This window comes from Nocardia sp. 852002-20019_SCH5090214 (assembly GCF_001665865.1).
In the GTDB taxonomy this organism is placed as follows: Bacteria; Actinomycetota; Actinomycetes; order Mycobacteriales; family Mycobacteriaceae; genus Nocardia; species Nocardia nova.
Window position 1 is genome coordinate 45,443 of the sequence record NZ_LZMK01000383.1, and the last position, 16,941, is coordinate 62,383.

18 protein-coding genes are annotated in these 16,941 nt (G+C 67.8%); 8 read left to right on the plus strand and 10 right to left on the minus strand.

Annotation, left to right across the window (positions count from 1 at the left end; genetic code table 11):
* Window positions 1-28: 28 nt before the first annotated feature.
* Window positions 29-1,042: an RNA polymerase subunit sigma-70 gene (locus A5780_RS31680; protein ID WP_064910822.1), complete on the minus strand. Its 1,014-nt coding sequence runs from the start codon at window positions 1,040-1,042 to the stop codon at window positions 29-31.
* A 126-nt stretch (window positions 1,043-1,168) separates the two neighbouring features.
* Here A5780_RS31680 and A5780_RS31685 point away from each other — a divergent pair, with 126 nt between their 5' ends.
* Window positions 1,169-1,822: a dihydrofolate reductase family protein gene (locus A5780_RS31685; RefSeq protein ID WP_064910824.1), complete on the plus strand. Its 654-nt coding sequence runs from the start codon at window positions 1,169-1,171 to the stop codon at window positions 1,820-1,822.
* A 10-nt stretch (window positions 1,823-1,832) separates the two neighbouring features.
* Entirely contained in the window at window positions 1,833-2,372 is a 540-nt protein-coding gene (locus tag A5780_RS31690; protein ID WP_030515685.1) for a DUF1697 domain-containing protein, read from the plus strand.
* A 227-nt stretch (window positions 2,373-2,599) separates the two neighbouring features.
* Here A5780_RS31690 and A5780_RS31695 read toward each other — a convergent pair whose 3' ends face one another.
* A complete protein-coding gene (locus tag A5780_RS31695) occupies window positions 2,600-3,265 on the minus strand; it encodes a TetR/AcrR family transcriptional regulator (protein ID WP_064910826.1) in 666 nt (221 codons plus the stop codon).
* A 95-nt stretch (window positions 3,266-3,360) separates the two neighbouring features.
* Here A5780_RS31695 and A5780_RS31700 point away from each other — a divergent pair, with 95 nt between their 5' ends.
* The gene (locus A5780_RS31700) at window positions 3,361-4,065 is read left to right on the plus strand and encodes an SDR family oxidoreductase (RefSeq protein WP_064910828.1); all 705 of its coding nucleotides are present in this window, start codon (window positions 3,361-3,363) and stop codon (window positions 4,063-4,065) included.
* Window positions 4,066-4,133: 68 nt separating this feature from the next.
* On the opposite strand, the gene A5780_RS31705 is transcribed toward A5780_RS31700, so the two are convergent.
* Complete coding sequence (locus A5780_RS31705) at window positions 4,134-5,429, minus strand: NAD(P)/FAD-dependent oxidoreductase (RefSeq protein WP_064910830.1); 1,296 nt, start codon at window positions 5,427-5,429, stop codon at window positions 4,134-4,136.
* Between the two features lie 111 nt (window positions 5,430-5,540).
* On the opposite strand from A5780_RS31705, the gene A5780_RS31710 reads away from it, so the two are divergent.
* Window positions 5,541-6,398 (plus strand): LysR family transcriptional regulator, encoded by an 858-nt coding sequence (locus A5780_RS31710; protein WP_064910901.1) that lies wholly within the window; start codon window positions 5,541-5,543, stop codon window positions 6,396-6,398.
* Between the two features lie 69 nt (window positions 6,399-6,467).
* On the opposite strand, the gene A5780_RS31715 is transcribed toward A5780_RS31710, so the two are convergent.
* The 5 genes from A5780_RS31715 to A5780_RS31735 all read right to left on the minus strand — a co-directional run bounded on the left by A5780_RS31715 (window position 6,468) and on the right by A5780_RS31735 (window position 10,662).
* Window positions 6,468-7,115 (minus strand): ATP/GTP-binding protein, encoded by a 648-nt coding sequence (locus tag A5780_RS31715; RefSeq protein WP_081879507.1) that lies wholly within the window; start codon window positions 7,113-7,115, stop codon window positions 6,468-6,470.
* Window positions 7,090-7,440 carry a DUF742 domain-containing protein gene (locus tag A5780_RS31720; RefSeq protein WP_030515691.1) on the minus strand — a complete coding sequence of 117 codons (351 nt, stop codon included), beginning with the start codon at window positions 7,438-7,440 and terminating at the stop codon, window positions 7,090-7,092. Before A5780_RS31720 ends, A5780_RS31715 begins: the two co-directional genes overlap by 26 nt.
* Entirely contained in the window at window positions 7,437-7,865 is a 429-nt protein-coding gene (locus A5780_RS31725; RefSeq protein ID WP_030515692.1) for a roadblock/LC7 domain-containing protein, read from the minus strand. Before A5780_RS31725 ends, A5780_RS31720 begins: the two co-directional genes overlap by 4 nt.
* Window positions 7,865-9,331, minus strand: coding sequence for a sensor histidine kinase (locus A5780_RS31730; protein ID WP_227463003.1), 1,467 nt, complete (start codon window positions 9,329-9,331; stop codon window positions 7,865-7,867). The genes A5780_RS31725 and A5780_RS31730 overlap by 1 nt, the downstream gene beginning before the upstream one ends.
* 344 nt (window positions 9,332-9,675) lie before the next feature.
* A complete protein-coding gene (locus A5780_RS31735) occupies window positions 9,676-10,662 on the minus strand; it encodes an aminoglycoside phosphotransferase family protein (RefSeq protein ID WP_082976835.1) in 987 nt (328 codons plus the stop codon).
* Between the two features lie 113 nt (window positions 10,663-10,775).
* Between A5780_RS31735 and A5780_RS31740 the strand changes: the two genes are divergently transcribed.
* Window positions 10,776-11,183 (plus strand): DUF1707 domain-containing protein, encoded by a 408-nt coding sequence (locus tag A5780_RS31740; protein ID WP_064910832.1) that lies wholly within the window; start codon window positions 10,776-10,778, stop codon window positions 11,181-11,183.
* A 99-nt stretch (window positions 11,184-11,282) separates the two neighbouring features.
* Here A5780_RS31740 and A5780_RS31745 read toward each other — a convergent pair whose 3' ends face one another.
* Both A5780_RS31745 and A5780_RS31750 read right to left on the minus strand, forming a co-directional pair.
* The gene (locus A5780_RS31745; protein WP_030515696.1) at window positions 11,283-12,242 is read right to left on the minus strand and encodes an electron transfer flavoprotein subunit alpha/FixB family protein; all 960 of its coding nucleotides are present in this window, start codon (window positions 12,240-12,242) and stop codon (window positions 11,283-11,285) included.
* 41 nt (window positions 12,243-12,283) lie between these two features.
* Window positions 12,284-13,069, minus strand: a complete 786-nt coding sequence (locus A5780_RS31750) for an electron transfer flavoprotein subunit beta/FixA family protein (RefSeq protein WP_030515697.1) — start codon at window positions 13,067-13,069, stop codon at window positions 12,284-12,286.
* Window positions 13,070-13,279: 210 nt separating this feature from the next.
* Between A5780_RS31750 and A5780_RS31755 the strand changes: the two genes are divergently transcribed.
* From A5780_RS31755 to A5780_RS31765, 3 genes are read left to right on the plus strand one after another with little or no spacing between them, the layout of a single operon-like run.
* The gene (locus A5780_RS31755; protein ID WP_064910833.1) at window positions 13,280-14,095 is read left to right on the plus strand and encodes a bifunctional 2-polyprenyl-6-hydroxyphenol methylase/3-demethylubiquinol 3-O-methyltransferase UbiG; all 816 of its coding nucleotides are present in this window, start codon (window positions 13,280-13,282) and stop codon (window positions 14,093-14,095) included.
* Complete coding sequence (locus tag A5780_RS31760; protein WP_064910834.1) at window positions 14,092-15,663, plus strand: glycoside hydrolase family 57 protein; 1,572 nt, start codon at window positions 14,092-14,094, stop codon at window positions 15,661-15,663. The genes A5780_RS31755 and A5780_RS31760 overlap by 4 nt, the downstream gene beginning before the upstream one ends.
* Complete coding sequence (locus A5780_RS31765) at window positions 15,660-16,922, plus strand: glycosyltransferase family 4 protein (protein WP_030515700.1); 1,263 nt, start codon at window positions 15,660-15,662, stop codon at window positions 16,920-16,922. The genes A5780_RS31760 and A5780_RS31765 overlap by 4 nt, the downstream gene beginning before the upstream one ends.
* Window positions 16,923-16,941: the final 19 nt, after the last annotated feature.

Genomic DNA, 16,941 nt, shown 5'->3' on the forward strand with positions numbered 1-16,941 from the left:
CCGCCGGACCCTTACTCCTCCCGTACCGCTATCGGCTCGGTAGCGTGCGCGGCAGCCCGAACCACGGCAGCACCGTGCTCTCGAATCGGGCCAGGGCGCTGATGCGCTCACCGGCGAGCGACAGGACGTACAGGCCGGTGCCGTGACTGCTGCCGTCCGGGCCGCGCAGGTAGGCGCCGAACGCCGGTTGGCCGTTGGCCCGCGTCGGTACCAGGTCGAATCGCCGCCCGGCGGCGAAGATGCCGGCGCAGAAGCGGGTGGCGACCTCGCGGCCCACGTATTCGAACGGGATCGGCGGCATCGACATGAAGACGTCGTCGGTCAGCAGTCGCACGAGCGCGTCCACATCGGCCGATTCCCACGCGTGCGCGAATCTCGCCACGATCGCCTCCTCGTCGGCCGACCCCGGTGCCGGTGACCGGCCGATCGGCCGGCGCCGCTCGAGTGCCGCGCGGGCCCGGGTGAGGGCACTGTTGACCGAGTCAACGGTGGTGTCGAGCATCCGGGCGGTCTCGGCCGCACGGAATCCGAGGACATCGCGCAGGACGAGGACGGCGACCTGGCGCGGCGGCAGCAGTTGCAGTGCGGTCACGAAGGCCAGCGAGACGGACTCGCTCAGCTCGTAGCGTGCCTCCGGGCCGGGCGGCACCTGCTCGAGCAGTGCGTCGGGACAGGGCTGCAACCACACGACCTCGCCGAGCCGGGAGGGCTCGGGCGGTTCCACGTTCGGCACGTCCCACTCCTTCGCCCGGCGCCGGCCCGCGGCCCGGCGCGCGTTCAGGCACCGGTTGGTGGCGATCCGGTACAGCCAGGTGCGCAGCGAGGAGCGCTCCTGGAATGCGCCGATGCCCTGCCACGCGGCCAGCATCGTGTCCTGCAGGGCATCCTCGGCATCCTGGAGCGAGCCGAGCATCCGATAGCAGTGCAGCTGTAGCTCCGTGCGGTACGGCGCGGTCAACGCCCGGAACGCCGCACCGTCGCCCGTCCGCGCCCCGGCCATCAGATCGCCGATCGCCACCGCGTCGTCATCTCCGTCTGTCATGACACACCTCCACCGAATATTGACACCACGTCGACCGTGAATGTGTCGGTCCGAGCGCGACCATTTCGGCCGATGCGGCGGTGTCTGTCTCTGTAGCAGTCCCGCCACCACAAGAGGAGTACCGCCATGGGAAAGATCGTCGTCTTCGAAAATGTGTCACTCGACGGGGTGACCCAGGATCCGACCGGTGCGGAGGGTTTCAGCGGCGCGGATTGGCGTGCGGCGCTGTCACCGGACGACCGCGCGGAATGGGCCCGGCTGATTCACGACGATGTGCTGGACGCACAGGCGCTGCTGCTGGGCAGGCGCAGTTACGAATACTTCGCTGCCCGGTATCCGCTGCGCACCGGTGCGACCGCGGACCGCATGAACGGTCTGCCGAAATACGTTGTGTCCGCGACCCTGTCGGATCCCCGGTGGAACAACACGACCGTGCTACGGGGCGATCTCACCGAGCAGGTGGCGAGGTTGCGACACCTCGTCGACGGCGAGATCCGGGTCTACGCGAGTACCGAACTGGTGCACGCGCTGACCGGCCACGGCCTGGTCGACGAGGTGCGACTGGCGGTATTCCCGGTGGTGATGGGCGCGGGGAGCCGGCTCTTCGCCCGCGCCGGCGGCTCGGCACCGGTCTCGCCGCGCCCCTTGCGGCTCACCGGGGTTCGCGCGGTCGGCACGAGTCTCGCGCACCTGACCTACGAACGCCTGCCGGACGAGTCCGCCGGACAGCCCGATCGCCGGGACGGCCGAACCGGCATTCCTGTCGGTGACGCCGGGTAGCCTTCGGCTCATGAACCGGTATGCGGCCTGGTTGCGGGGGATTATGCCCAGCAACCCCAACATGCGCAACGAGAAGTTGCGGGCGGTCTTCGAGGGCCTCGGCTACGAGGGGGTGGGATCGGTGCTGGCGAGTGGGAACATCGTCTTCGGCAGCACCGAAACCGATATCGCCGCAATGGAATCGCAGATCCAGGCGGCGTTGCAGGCGGAGCTCGGCATCGGCGGCGGCACCATCATCCGCAGCCGGGAGGAGTTGCAGAAGCTGGTCGACTCCGATCCTTTTCCCGGCCTCACACATGCGCGCGGCACCTATCTCACCGCGACCTTCGTGAAGGATCGAGCCGGGTCTGCGCCGCCGGACCTGCCCGGCAACCTGGAGTCGGCCGTGCGCATCGTGCGCTTCGACGAACCGGCGCGGGCGCTGCTGGCGGTCATCGACAACTCGGTCGCGGGCACGCCGAACCACATGTCGTGGCTGGAGACCGTCTACGGCAGGGACATCACCACCCGCACCTGGCTGACGGTGCAAAAAGTGCTGGCCAAGCTGTAGTTTTTCCTTCCTGAGGTCTTGACTGGAGAAAAAACAGGAGGAACTAGGTAATACACCGGAACACCGGAAATCATCGCGGAGTCGAACGAGACGTCGAACGACTCACGGAGATGGTTTCCAGGATCTGGCCAGGCCCCCGGCAAGCCAGTCGAATATCCGGAACCGACAGCGACGACTGAGGTTCAGGTATCGATGGAGACTACCGGGGACTGCTGTGTTCGGGGGTCTCAACCGAGAGTCATTGCCGCGCGGACCTGTTCGGGGTCGAGCGCGCGTCCCGGCAGGGGATGGGCGGCCTCTGCGCGTAAGCCGTCGAGCAGGACCGTCAGATGCCGGCGCCACACCTCGGGGGCTACCTCGCGCACGCCGTCGGTCGCGCGCACCACCGACCACAGCAGGAGGCCGAGATCGGCTTCGGTGATGTCGCTGCGCAGCTGCCCGGCCTCCTGCGCCCGTGTCACCAACCGCTGGAACAGGGTGTGCCCCTGCTGTTTCGCCACCTCGATCGGACTGTCGGCGGGCAGCGAATACACGCAGATATCGGTGAAGCCGCGATCGCTCGCCTGCCACTGCGCCAGCTTCGTCAAGTGGTCCACCAGCCCCGTCCACGGGTCGTCCGCCCGCAAGGCGTCCTCCGCGCTGCGGCCCGACTCGACGACCAGGTCCAGTAACGCGTCGCCGATCAACGCCTCCCGGGTGGGGAAGTGGTTGTAGAGCGTGCCGATGCTGACCCCGGCGTCGCGTGCGATCTGATTCAGCGAAGCGTCGAGGCCCTCGGCCGTGAACCGCCGCCGGGCCGCCGCGGCGATCTTGTCCCGATTGTCCCGGGCGTCCCGACGCCGCGGGCGCGCGCCGGCCGCCGCTTCCCCGGTACTCGCCACCTTCTCGACCATGACCTCACACTAACAACTTGAAAACCCACTCGACTTAGCCTTAACTTGAGAAGGCGCTCAAATTGAGTGCCCCCTCGAGTTATGGAGGTTCGGTCATGCCACATCTGGCAGTGTTCGGTGCGGGTCCCGCGCTCGGATTGTCGTCGGCGCTGCGATTCGGCCGTGCGGGCTATTCGGTGACGCTGATCGCGCGCAACGCGGACACACTCGAACGGTTGCGGGCGCGGCTGGCGGCCGAGGGGATCGAGGTGGACGTCCTGCTCGCCGACCTCACCGACGACGCCCGGATCGACCACGCGCTCGCCGAATTGCGAAGGGCGCACGAACTTCCGGACGTGGTGGTCTACAGCCCGGGTGATGTGAGCCGGCTACCCGTCGATGCCTTGTCGCTGGACGCGGACACCCTGCGCACGTGGTTGCCGATCAACCTGACCACGCCGGTGCGCATCATGCACGCGCTACTGCCGGCGATGACGGCCCGCGGCTCGGGCGCCGTCCTCATCGCCCAAGGCGGAGCGGTGCGCGAACCGCAAGCGGCGCTGGCCAGTTCGAGCGTGCCGCAGTCGGCCTTGCTCAATTACCTGTACGCGATCGACCAGCAGGTCCGACCGAGCGGCGTGCGGGTGGGCGCTCTGCTCATCACCCGCCTCATCGAAAACAGTGCGGCGCAACAGTTGTTCGATTCCGGCCATTTCGCCTCGGTGGAACCGAACGACGTGCGGCGCGTCCATCCCGATGCTCTTGCCGAGGATCTGTTCGCCATGGCCACCACCGAGCCCGCCGTCGAGCGAGCGGCCTGAACCCGGGAGCCACGCGTTCCGGCCCGCATCGTTGTCGCGGGCCGGAAGGGGGATTCGGTCGGGTGACGCTACGCCGCTCGTCGATTCTCGGGAATCGGCGCCGCCTGCTGCGGCTTGTCGCTCTCGTCGAAGCCCGGGCGGCCGGTACCGATGAACGCCACCAGCCAGGACAGGACCGCGACGAAGCGGTTGCGGAAGCCGACCAGATAGAACAGGTGGACGGCGAGCCAGGTAGCCCAGGCGATGGTGCCGGTGAACTTCACGCGGTCGTTGAGTTTGGTGACCGCGCTGAACCGGCTGATCACCGCCATCGAACCCTTGTCCCAGTACACGAACGGGGTGCCGGGCTGCTTCTTGCGGCGGATGATGTCGGCGACGTGGCGGCCCTCCTGCATGGCCGTCGGCGACTGGCCGGGATAGCCGTTCAGCGAGGTCATATCGCCGATGGCGTAGATATCGGCGTGTCCGCCCACCGTGCAGTCCGGGTTGATGAGAAGCCGTCCGGCACGGTCGGTTTCGCAGCCGGTGGCCTCGGCCAGCAGCGTGGCGAATCCGCCGGCCGCCACACCCGCCGACCACACCACGGTCTCGGCGCCGATACCGCGCTCGACACCGTCCTTGGTCTTGACGGTCACCTTGCCGGCTTCGATGTCGGTGACGAAGGTGTCGAGCAGCACCTCGACGCCGTTGCGGCTCAACGACTTGCGCGCATACTCCGACAGGCTGCCACCGAACGGCGGCAGCACCGCGCCCGCGCCCTCCACCAGGGTCACCGAAATCTCCTGGTGATAGTGGCGTTTCGCGAGCTCCTTGAGCTGACCGGCGACCTCGACGCCGGTCGGGCCCGCGCCGACGACCACGAAGCTCAGCAGCCGTTCCCGGGTTTCCGGATCGGCCTTCGCCGCCTCGGCGAAGACGCGCTCGATCTGCGCCCGCAGCAGTTTGGCATCGTCGATGGTCTTGAGCGAGAACGTCTTCTCCGCGAAATCGTCGCGGCCGAAATACGATTGGGTGGCACCGGTGGCCGCGATCAGCGAGCCGTAGCGAATCTTGCGCGGCCCCAGCTCGGTCTCATAGGTGAGGACGGCGGCAGCGGCGTCGATATCGACGACCTTGCCCAGCCGCACATCCGCGCCCTTGTGCCGGCGCAGGATCTGCGCGATCGGCGGAGCGATGTCGGTGGACGGGAGCACACCCGTCGCTACCTGATAGAGCAGCGGCTGGAACAGATGTTCCGGCGTCGCCGAGATGAGAACGTAGTCGATCCCCGATTTGCTGAGCTGCTTCGCGGCGGCGAGCCCGCCGAACCCCGAACCCACGATGACCACATCGGTGGTTTCGATTCCCGCATCCACGTCTTGCATGACAGCCTCCTTCTGTCATGAGTAAACGCGATTCATGCCCTGGATGTTTCGGGGGTCAGGGCGCATAATATTGATGACTCTTATCTAGATCATTCATGAATGGAGATCTTGATGGAACTTCGTCAGCTCACCTACTTCGTCGCGGTGTGCGAGGAGTTGAGCTTCAGTCGCGCCGCTGTGCGCTGCTTCATATCGCAATCGGCTATCAGTCATCAAATCGCGCGACTCGAACATGATCTTGGTGTGCAGCTCTTCGAGCGCTCCACGCGCTCCGTTGTGCCGACTGAGGCAACCGTTCGGCTACTTCCCCTTGCGAAACAAATGCTGAGTCTCGAATCCGCTATTCGCGCAGCTGTTCGCGACTCCGGGCCACGAATTCGCCTGGCAGCGAATATGTCTTTCGCAACAAGATCGCTATCCGCGATAGCCGGAGCACGCGAAGCGCATCCGGGTGCCGAAATCGAGTTCGTCATCAAGCCTTTCCGGCAGCGCATCGCCGCGGTCGCCGACGGCGATTGTGATCTTGCTCTCATTCGTGGCAGTGTCGAACAGCCTGGTCTGACGGTCGAACAACTGTGGGTGGAGGACCTCGTCATCGCCGCCTCGACCGCCCACCCGCTGGCCGGCCGCGGTGATGTGACATTGGCCGAATTGGGGAAATATCCGCTGCTGCTGCCCCCGGAGACGGAACAGGTGCTTCTGCACAACGTCGTCCGGCACGCGTTCGCCGAACTACCGACCCGCCCGAGCTACGGCCCGCCGATCCCGCCGGACCACACCGCGACGATGGAGTTGATCAATCGGCCGGACGCTTGGACGATCCTCTACGCCGACAGTGCCACCGAAGGGATCGCCACCCTGAAGCTCGCCGGCCGGCCGCTGCGCATTCCGGTGTCGGCCGTACTTCGCGGCGATATCCGGCGCTCACCCATCCTGGTCACCCTGCTGGCCGCCCTGCACAGTTCCTGAAAGCGCAGCTCCTGAAAACGGAGCAACGCCGCACCGGAGGCCGGTACGGCGTTGCTCGGGGTGAAACGGTCAGGGACGCGGTTCGAGCCGGTGGAACAGGAATTCCACCAGCGTGATCAGCGATCGCAGGCAGGTGCCGCGGTCGCGGGCGTCCAACGCGGTCAGCGGGGTGCCCGGTTCCAGGTCCAGCGCATCGCGAATCTCGCTGAGCGGGAAGCGATGCGCACCGTCGAATTCGTTGATCGCCACGGAATACGGCACGCCGCGTTCCTCGAGGATGGAGAGCACCTCGTCGGCCTTGTCGATTCGGCGGGTGTCGACCAGCACCAGCGCACCGAGTGCGCCGTTGGCCAGCTCCTCCCACAACGGCAGGAACCGGCGCTGCCCCGGCGTACCGAACAGATACAGCGCCAGTTGCGGATTGAGCGTGATGCGCCCGAAATCCATGGCCACCGTGGTGGTCTGCTTGCCCGGGAGACCGGCCATATCGTCGATCCCGACACTGGCCTCGGTGATGGTCTCCTCGGTGCGTAGCGGACGAATCTCCGACACGCTGCTGACGAACGTGGTCTTACCGACGCCGAAATTACCTGCTACCAACAGCTTCACCGACCGCGTGACCGTTTCCGGTACATAGTCGACCGTACGGTCGGTCACAGCGGCGGGTCGTTCGGACAGGGCGGTCGGGCGCTCAGACGGCGAGAGCGCGGAGCCCATTCAGTACCTCCTCGAGCAGTGCGACCTCCGGCACATGATCCGCCGGGGTCGGGTTGACCAGATGGCCGCTGTCGAGCAGGTCCGATACCACGATCTTCACTACCGAGGGCGGCAGGTCGAGATATGCGGCCACCTCGGCGAGCGACAGTGCAGCGTGCCGACTGCAGACGTTCAAAACCCGGCGCGCGTCCGGACTGGCACCGGGCGTCGGATCCTGTGCTGCCACAACCAGTGTCACCAGGTCGACCGAGCGAGTCGCACGGGTACGTCCGCCCGTGCGTACGTAGGCACGGACCAGGTCGGGATCGCGCCGGTGCTTGCTCATGCCCGATCGCTACCGGGCCTGTGGCGGGGCAGGCTGCCGAGTTCGCGGCCGACTCTGACGGCGAGTTCGTTCATCCGGTGAGCGACCATGCTGACGTCCACATCGGACATGGTCGAGACGCCGATCAGGGCGCCCTCACCGGCCGCGGTGATGAAGATCATGCCCTCGTCGTACTCGGTCATGTTCTGCCGCACCGTGTTCGCTCCGCCGCAGAACTCGCTGAGGGCCTTACCCAGGGATCTGAGGCCGGAGGCCGCGGCGGCGAAGCGCTCGGCGTCGTCGAGGGAGATGGCGCCGACGTGGGCGATGCGCAGGCCGTCTTCGGACAGTAGTACGGCGAATCGGACGCCGGGAACGGTCAGATCCTCGAGCATCCACGACAGCTTGTTATCGCCGTCGGTCACAGTGGTGCCGGGTGTGGCCATCAGGATGTCATCCCTTCGGAGTTGTCATGTGCGGCTGCACGTCCGCTGGTGGAACCGGTCTGCCAGGCTTCGGCGATGTCGACCCGGGGCAGGCCCGTATCGGTATGCGGCTGTCCGGTATCGGTGCGGGGCCCGCGGGCGGAGGCGGGCAACGCCACGCTGCGCCGCCGCCGGCGCGGCAGCCCGCCCGGCGTGATCTCGTGCACCGTGGACGACTGGCCGGTCGGTGTCGGATCCGCGGCCGGCAGCGGTTCCGCCTCGGCGACCGGCGCGGCCGGTGCCGCGGAGAGGGTCACCGGGGCCGGGGCGGCATGCGCGCTCCCGACCGCGGCGGGTGCCGCGGCGACCTCGATCGGCGTGGAAATCGGTGGCGCCGTAACGCTTTCGAGGTTGTCGGGCCGCGCGGCCAGCAGTCCCTCGGGTACGTAGACCATCGCGCGCATACCACCGTAGATATTGGGTCCGTCGATGTACACGGTGAAGCCGTAGCGGCGGGCCAGCGCGGCGATGCCCGGGAAACCCACCCGCGGGGTCGGGCCCAGTTGGTGGATGTCGACGGTGCGCTCGCCGGCGAGGACCTGGCGGGCCTCTTCCATCTGTTCGGGGTTCATCCGCACGCCGGCGTCGTCGATGATCACCGTCAGGCCGTGGTGGCCTTCCTGGAAGGTGACGTCCACGAAGGAGGTGGGCGGCGAGTAACGCAGCGCGTTGTCCAGCAGGGTGGCCATCGTGTGCACGAGCGGTTCGACCGCACGGCTGATGATCACCCGGTCGAGCTGCTGCGGCCGGATCCGGGTGAAGTCGCGGACGCGGCCGATGGCGCCGCCGACGATGTCGGTCAGCGACTGCTGCGGCCAGCGGCGGCCGGGCAGACCGCCACAGACGATCACGTACGACTGCGCCTGGCGGATCATCTGCTGGACGCTGTGGTCGATGCGGATCAGCGTCTCGTAGACGTCGTCACCGCGGTGCTGGCGCAGCGCGGCGCTCACCACCTGGCCGACGTCGGCGCCCAGGCTGACCACGGAGGTGCCGAACGCGCGGACCGCGGCGCTGGTCGCCTCGCGGGAGGCATTCTCGACCTGTTCGCGGATGCTGGCCTCGGTGGCGGAGATCGCCTGCTGCTTCTCGTATTCCAGCTCGTGGCTGGTGCGCTCATGGGTTTCGGCGGCCACTCGGTGCAGGTCGTCGGCGTAACGCTCGGTCAGCCGCTGCAGCAGCTGGGCGAAGCGAGAACCGCCGCGGTCGATGGCGGGCAATTCGACCGTCGATTCGGCGCGGCGCACCGAGTCGGCCACCAAACCCATTGTGGTGCTCGTGAAATGTTCGAGCTCGTCCTCGTGGGCGCGCAATTCCGCCTCGGCACTGCGGGCACGGGCGCGCTGCTGCGACGCGTAATACGCGGCGTACAGAGCTCCCGCGATCGTCAGTATCAGAATGGCGGCGAGGATCCACGAAAGAGTCACGGCGGTAGCTTGATTCATCAGTTCCCTCGGTGCCGGATTTCCGGCCGCTTCGTCCTTTCCAACTCGACGACCGCGATCGGCGCGGCCGGGATAACACTCAGGTCGGACGGCGGGAACGCGGCAGGCAGGATGATACTGCACCTAACCTGGAGGAGACCTCGAAGCGCTTACCGGACAGGCGAATTCAGCATCGACCCACCGGCGGGAGGATCCCGATCGGCCCCAGCACCCGACGACAGCAAAGATAGCAGCAATTCCGTGTGGCAGCGACCGATTCGTTATCTACGGCTCGGTAGGAATATCTTCATCGCCGGTGTTTCGCAATCGTCCTGTTTCGGTGCGGCTCAACCCACCTCGAAAGATGGCGCAATTCCGCTCAGGGCGGTGGCGACGGCGAGGTGTAACCGCAGGTCAGTGGGCGTGTGATCGTCGACGGCCCAGGATATTTCCTCCATCGCCCGCAGAAACGCCCACCGGCACGCGCGGCCGGGGTCGACGCCGGTGGCCGCGGCCGTATCGGTGACCATTCGTTTCGCGTGCTCGGCGGTCGGCAAGCGCTGAATCCGAATCATGATCAGGAAACCGATATCGAATGCGGCCTCACCGAGATACGGCTTCGGGTCGATCAGCAGCCACGGCTCCCGTTCGGCGGCAACGATATTGCCCAGGTGGGTATCGCGATTGACGACGACCGGCGGTCCCTGTGGCCGGGTAAGTTCGGCGCATCGAGCCACCGCGGCGTCCAGCAGGGTGGACGGAACGGCGTGGACCAGTTCGGATTTCGGTTGCCCGAAGCGGACTGACCAGTCGGCGAGCACAGCGGAAACGGTGGGAATGTCCGGATATCCGTCCGGCAGCGCGACGGGCGGGCGGCGCAGACGCCGGTACAACCGGCAGGCCACATCGACCTTGTCCGCATGTTCGGGCAGGCCTTCCAGGCTCGGGAACCCGGGCTGCGCCAGCAGTGGCGTGCCCGGCCGGGCACACTCGAGCAGGAGGGCGCCGCTACCGGGGTCGTAGTCGTGGAGGCGGACCGCTCCGTCGCCGTCGTAGCAGTACAGGCCGGCCGCCTCGCCGACGTTCTCCTCGTCGACGACCGGAATCTTCAGCACCGCCACCGAACCGTCGGCGCGGCGGACGGGGGCGGCGTAGGAGTGGGTGCCACCGGCGAAGGCGGCGCCGAGCGAGGTCAGCTGCCACTGCGCGCACAGCGCCTCGACGCGCTCGGGAAGTTCGGTGAGCCAGGTCCGGCCGCGCGCGCCGAAGACCGTGCTCACGGTCTCGACGACCTCGGGTGGGAGTGCGATCGGCGGTCCGGTCGGAGTCGGCACGGCCTCAGCCTGGCCGAGGGCAGCGGAGGAGCGCAAGCGGATTATCGCCTGCCCCAGGTGGTTCCGGGTGATGTTCCCCCGCGTGTGGCGATGGTCGCCTCTAGGCTTGGGCCGTGGGAAACGAGCACGTGCGGGCCTCGGACGCGGACCGGGAGAAGATCGTCGAGCGGTTGCGCACGGCGATGAACGAGGGGCGATTGAATCTCGCCGAATTCGACGATCGGGTCCAGCAGGTCTACGCCGCGCGTACCTACGGGGAGTTGTCGCCGATCCTGTCGGATCTGCCCGCGGTGCGGGATCGGCCGGGCGCCGAGCGGCCCGGGCGGGTGCCGCCGTGGGTGCTGATCATGTGGACGCCGTGGATCTTCGTCAACATCCTGTGCGTCGTGATCTGGCTGGCCACCGGCGCCGGGTACTTCTGGCCGTTCTGGGTCGCGGTGCCGTGGGGGCTGGCGTTGTGCATACCGACCGTCATCGGTATCACCGTCGGCGGGAACCAGGCGCAGCGGCCACCGGACTGAACAGCGCGGACCGAGCACGCGGACGGAACGCAGACGGCTCGCCGAACCGATACCGCGAGGTACCGATTCGGCGAGCCGTACTCCCTGCAGGGGTCTCGATCAGCCCTTGTGGGTCTTGACCGCCTCGGTCAGCTGCGGCGCGACGTTGAACAGGTCGCCCACGATGCCGTAGTCGCTGATCTCGAAGATCGGCGCCTCTTCGTCCTTGTTGACGGCGACGATGGTCTTCGAGGTCTGCATGCCGGCGCGGTGCTGGATCGCGCCCGAAATGCCCAGGGCCACATACAGCTGCGGCGACACGGTCTTACCGGTCTGGCCGACCTGGAACTGGCCCGGGTAGTAGCCCGAGTCGACGGCGGCACGCGAGGCGCCGACCGCGGCACCCAGCGCGTCGGCCAGCGGCTCGACGACCTTGTGGAAGTTGTCCTCGCTGCCGACGCCGCGACCACCGGAGACCACGATGGTGGCCTCGGTGAGTTCCGGACGGTCGCCACCGACGACGGGCTCGCGGGAGGTCACCTTGGTGACGCCCTCTTCCTGAGCCGGAACCTCGACGGTCACCTTCTCACCGGCGCCGGCCTGCGGAGCCGCCTCGATCGCACCCGGGCGCACCGAGATCACCGGCACGTCGCCGGTGGCCTTGGCGTCCACGGTGAACGCGCCACCGAAGATGGAGTGGACCGCGGTGCCGTCGGACTTGACGTCGATGACGTCGACCAGCAGGCCGGAGCCGATGCGGGCGGCCAGGCGACCCGACACCTCCTTGCCCTCGGCGGACGCGGCGACCAGCACGGCGGCCGGCGACGCCGACTCGACCAGACCGGCGAGCACGTCGACCTTCGGGGTGACCAGGAAGCCCTCGACGTCGTCGGACTCGGCGACGTAGATCTTCTCGGCACCGGCCGAGGTCAGCGCGTCGGCCAGCTTGTCGGCGGTGCCGGGCGCACCCAGCACGACCGCGGCCGGGGTGCCCAGCGTGCGGGCGGCGGTGAGGAGTTCGGTAGTGACCTTCTTGGGGGCACCTTCGGCGTGCTCGACGAGCACGAGTACTTCTGCCATGTTGCTTCTCCTGAAGTCTGTGGTGATTGCGCTCGGTGGGCTCAGATGATCTTCTGGCCGATGAGGTACTGCGCGACCTGGTTGCCGCCCTCGCCCTCGTCGACGACCTTCTCGCCCGCGGTGCGCGGCGGCTTCGGGGTGACACCGGAGACTGCGGTGCCGGCATTGCCCACGCCGACGGTCGACGGGTCGATGCCCAGGTCGGCCAGCGTGAACGTCTGCACTTCCTTCTTCTTCGCGGCCATGATGCCCTTGAAGGAGGGGAAGCGGGGTTCGTTGATCTTCTCGGTGACCGAGACGATGGCGGGCAGGTTCGCCTCGAGCTTGAACACGCCCTCGTCGGTCTCGCGCTCGCCGGAGATCTTGTCGCCGTCGACGGTCAGCTTGCGCAGGTGGGTGAGCTGCGGGATACCCAGGTACTCGGCGATGATGGCCGGCACGGCGCCGGCGCGGCCGTCGGTGGCCTCGTTACCGGCGATGACGAGCTCGATGCCTTCGATCTGGCCCAGCGCACCGGCGAGCACCCACGCGGTCTGCACGGCGTCGGAACCGTGGATGGCGTCGTCCTTGACGTGGATGGCCTTGTCGGCACCCATGGACAGCGCCTTGCGGATGGCCTCGGTGGCGCGCTCGGGGCCCATGGCGAGAACGGTGACCTCGCCGCCCTGGGCTTCCTTGATCAGCAGAGCCTCTTCGACGGCACGCTCGTTGATCTCGTCCAGGATCGCGTCGGCGGCCTCCCGGTCGAGGGTGTAGTCACCATCGCTGAGCTTGCGCTCGGACCAGGTGTCGGGAACCTGCTTGATCAGTACGACGATGTTCGGCATTGGTCTTCGTCGACCTCCTGTTCTGGTGGCACGTGAGGTGGGGTCGCACGATCGGGTGGCCGTACGTCCACGTGAAAAGCTCCGTCACATCTAAAGCTCCGTCCGGGAGATTACCCTACATTAAGTTACTCACGGGTAACTTAGGGTGTGATGTTCTCCATGGCCGGTCCGGGCGCCGGTGTGATACAGGCAACCGCTAACGTCGATCCAATGAGTGAGGCTGTCGTCTCCCCGGTGAGCGGGGAGTCTGCCGGGGTGGAGTCGCTGCCACTGACCGGCGAACGGACCGTGCCGGGTATCGCGGAGGAGAACTACTGGTTCCGCCGACACGAGATCGTCTACGCGCGCCTGCTCGAACGATGCGCCGGGGCAACGGTTCTGGAGGCGGGCTCCGGCGAGGGCTACGGCGCGAACATGATCGCCGACGTCGCCACCCGGGTGATCGGCCTGGACTACGACACCAGCGCGGTGGAGCATGTGCGCGCGGCCTACCCCCGGGTCGAGATGATCCAGGGCAATCTCGCCGACCTGCCGCTCGACGACGCCTCGGTCGATGTGGTGGTGAACTTCCAGGTCATCGAACATCTCTGGGACCAGGGCCAATTCCTGCGCGAATGCCTGCGGGTGCTGCGCCCCGGCGGGCAGCTGCTGATCAGCACGCCGAACCGGATCACCTTCTCGCCCGGTCGCGATACACCCTTGAACCCCTTTCACACTCGCGAGCTGAACGCCGCCGAACTCGCGGAACTGCTGGAGCAGGCCGGATTCCGCGTCGACGTCATGGCCGGTGTCCATCACGGCCCGGCGCTGGTCGCTCTCGACGAACAGTGGGGCGGCTCGTTCATCGACGCGCAGATCGAGCGGGCGCTGGCCGGGAAACCCTGGCCCGCCGAACTGACCGCGGCGGTGGCCGGTGTGCGCACCGGCGATTTCGAACTGCGCCCGGCCCCCGGTTCGGCCGTCCCGGCGTGGGATCCGGAGATCGATGCCAGCCTCGATCTGGTCGCCATCGCGGTGAAGCCGTGAGCGATTCGCGGGCGGTGCCGGGCCGGTTCAGCCTGGTCCTGCATTCTCATCTGCCGTGGCTGGTCCATCACGGCCGCTGGCCGGTGGGTGAGGAATGGCTGTATCAATCGTGGGCGGCGTCCTATCTGCCGGTCGCCCGGGTGCTGAGAGCCCTTGCCGCGGAAGGCCGTTCGCATCTGCTCAGCTTCGGCATCACGCCGGTGCTGGCCGCCCAGCTCGACGATCCGCACGCGCTGGCGGCCATGCACCACTGGCTGGGGAACTGGCAGATGCGCGCCGACGAGGCATCGATGGCCGGCAAGCGCGAGCTCGGCGGCTACGAACACGCACTGGCCGCCGAGGCCCTCGCCGATTTCGAGCAGCGGTGGCGGCACGGCGGTTCGCCGGTGTGGCGGGAGCTGATCGACGCCGAGGCGATCGAACTGCTGGGCGGTCCGCTGGCGCATCCGTTCCAGCCGCTGCTCGACGCGCGCCTGCGTGACTTCCAGTTGCGCGAAGGCCTGGCCGACGCGCGGCATCGCTGGGGGCGCACCCCGGCGGGGATCTGGGCGCCGGAATGTGGCTTCACACCGGGGATGGAAAGCGGCTATGCCGCAGCGGGTGTGACGCATTTCATGGTCGACGGTCCGGCGCTGCGCGGCGACACCACCCTCGGCCGGCCCGTCTGGGACAGCGATGTGGTCGCGTTCGGGCGGGATCTGCAGGTCAGCTATCGCGTGTGGTCGCCGAAATCCGGATATCCGGGCCAGGCCCACTACCGCGACTTCCATCACTACGACCACGAGACCGGTCTCAAACCGTCCCGCGTCACCGGCAAGCAGGTCGCGGGTCCGGACAAGGCGCCCTACGATCCCGCGGCCGCCGCGGCGGCGATCGAACGCGATGTGGCCGATTTCGTGGCGACCGTGCGCGAACGGCTGATCACCGAATCCGAGCGGATCGGCCGGCCGGCGCTGGTGGTGGCGGCCTTCGACACCGAACTGTTCGGCCACTGGTGGCACGAGGGGCCGCAGTGGCTGGAACAGGTGTTGCGCGCCCTGCCCGAGGCCGGGGTCACCGTGGGCACCCTCGCCGACGCGCGGGCGGACGGATTCGTCGGCGAACCCGTCGAGCTGGCCGATTCCTCGTGGGGTTCGGGTAAGGACTGGCGGGTGTGGGCCGGCGATCAGGTCCGCGACCTGGTCGAACTCAACGCCGAGATCGTGCGTGCGGCCCTGGACACCCTGGACAAGATGGCCGCGCAGTCCGACGGTCTGCGTGATCCGGTCGCCGATCAGCTGCTGCGCGAGGCGATTCTGGCCGTCTCCAGCGACTGGGCGTTCATGGTCAGCAAGGACTCCGCGGCCGGCTATGCCCGCGACCGCGCGCATCAGCACGCGCACGCCGTCCGCGAGATCGCCGGGGCCGTCACCGCGGGCCAACTCGCCAAAGCACGGCAGTTGGCGGCAGGATGGTACGCGGCCGACGGATTCTTCCCCGCTCTCGACGCGCGCCGACTCGACGCACGAGGTACGGACATCCCCGCAGTCGGTCACCGCTCGGCGGGAGCAACAGAAGGACCGGCATGAAGATCTTGATGGTGTCGTGGGAGTACCCACCGGTAGTTGTCGGTGGGCTCGGCCGGCACGTCCATCATCTGGCCGTCGAACTGGCGGCCGCCGGTCACGAGGTCGTGGTGCTGGCGCGCCGGCCGATGGGCACCGACGCCACGACGCACCCCACCCACACCTTCATCGAGGATCGGGTGCTGGTGGTCGCCGTCGCCGAGGATCCGCCCGCCTTCGACTTCGGCGAGGACATGCTCGCCTGGACCCTCGCCATGGGGCATGCGATGGTCCGCGCCGGTATCGCGTTGAGCAAACCGGGTATCGCCGAGGGCTGGACGCCGGATGTGGTGCACGCCCACGACTGGCTGGTCGCGCATTCGGCGATCGCCCTGGCCGAGTACTACGACGTGCCGCTGGTCTCGACCATTCATGCCACCGAGGCGGGCCGCCACAGCGGCTGGGTTTCGGGCCGGGTCAACAAGCAGGTCCATTCGGTCGAGTGGTGGCTCGCCCGCGAATCCGATGCCCTCATCACCTGTTCGACCTCGATGCAGGACGAGGTGGAAAAGCTCTACGGCCCCGAACTGGTGCCGGTGACGGTGATCCGCAACGGAATCGACGTGGGGGCGTGGACATTTCGCGACCGCGCGCCGCGTTCGGGTCCGCCCCGGCTGCTGTACGTGGGCCGGCTCGAATACGAGAAGGGCGTCCAGGACGCGATCGCCGCACTGCCGCGGATCCGTCGCGCGCATCCCGGCGCCACGCTGACCATCGCGGGGGTGGGCACGCAGTTCGAATGGCTGCGCGAGCGCGCGCGGGTCCATCGGGTGGCCCGCGCGGTGAATTTCGCCGGCCGCCTGGACCACGCCGAACTACTGGGCTGGCTGCACGGCGCCGACGCGATCGTGCTGCCCAGCCGCTACGAACCGTTCGGCATCGTCGCCCTCGAGGCCGCCGCGGCCGGAACGCCGCTGGTGACCTCCACCGCCGGCGGGCTCGGTGAGCTGGTCGTCGACGGAGTCACCGGCGCTTCGTTCGAACCGGCGGATGTGACCGGACTGGTCGAGGCGGTGACGGCCGTCCTCGACGATCCGATCGCGGCGCAGCAGCGTGCGTACGCGGCCCACGCGCGGCTGACCGCCGATTTCGCCTGGGATGTGGTGGCCGCGGAGACGATTCAGGTCTATCAGGCCGCCAAGCGCCGGGTCCGCAATCCGCTGGGCCGCCCGGTGATCACCGAACGCCCACTGCCGGAACGGGATCCGAACAACCCGCTGTGATCGGCCGGGTCGCGGCGGC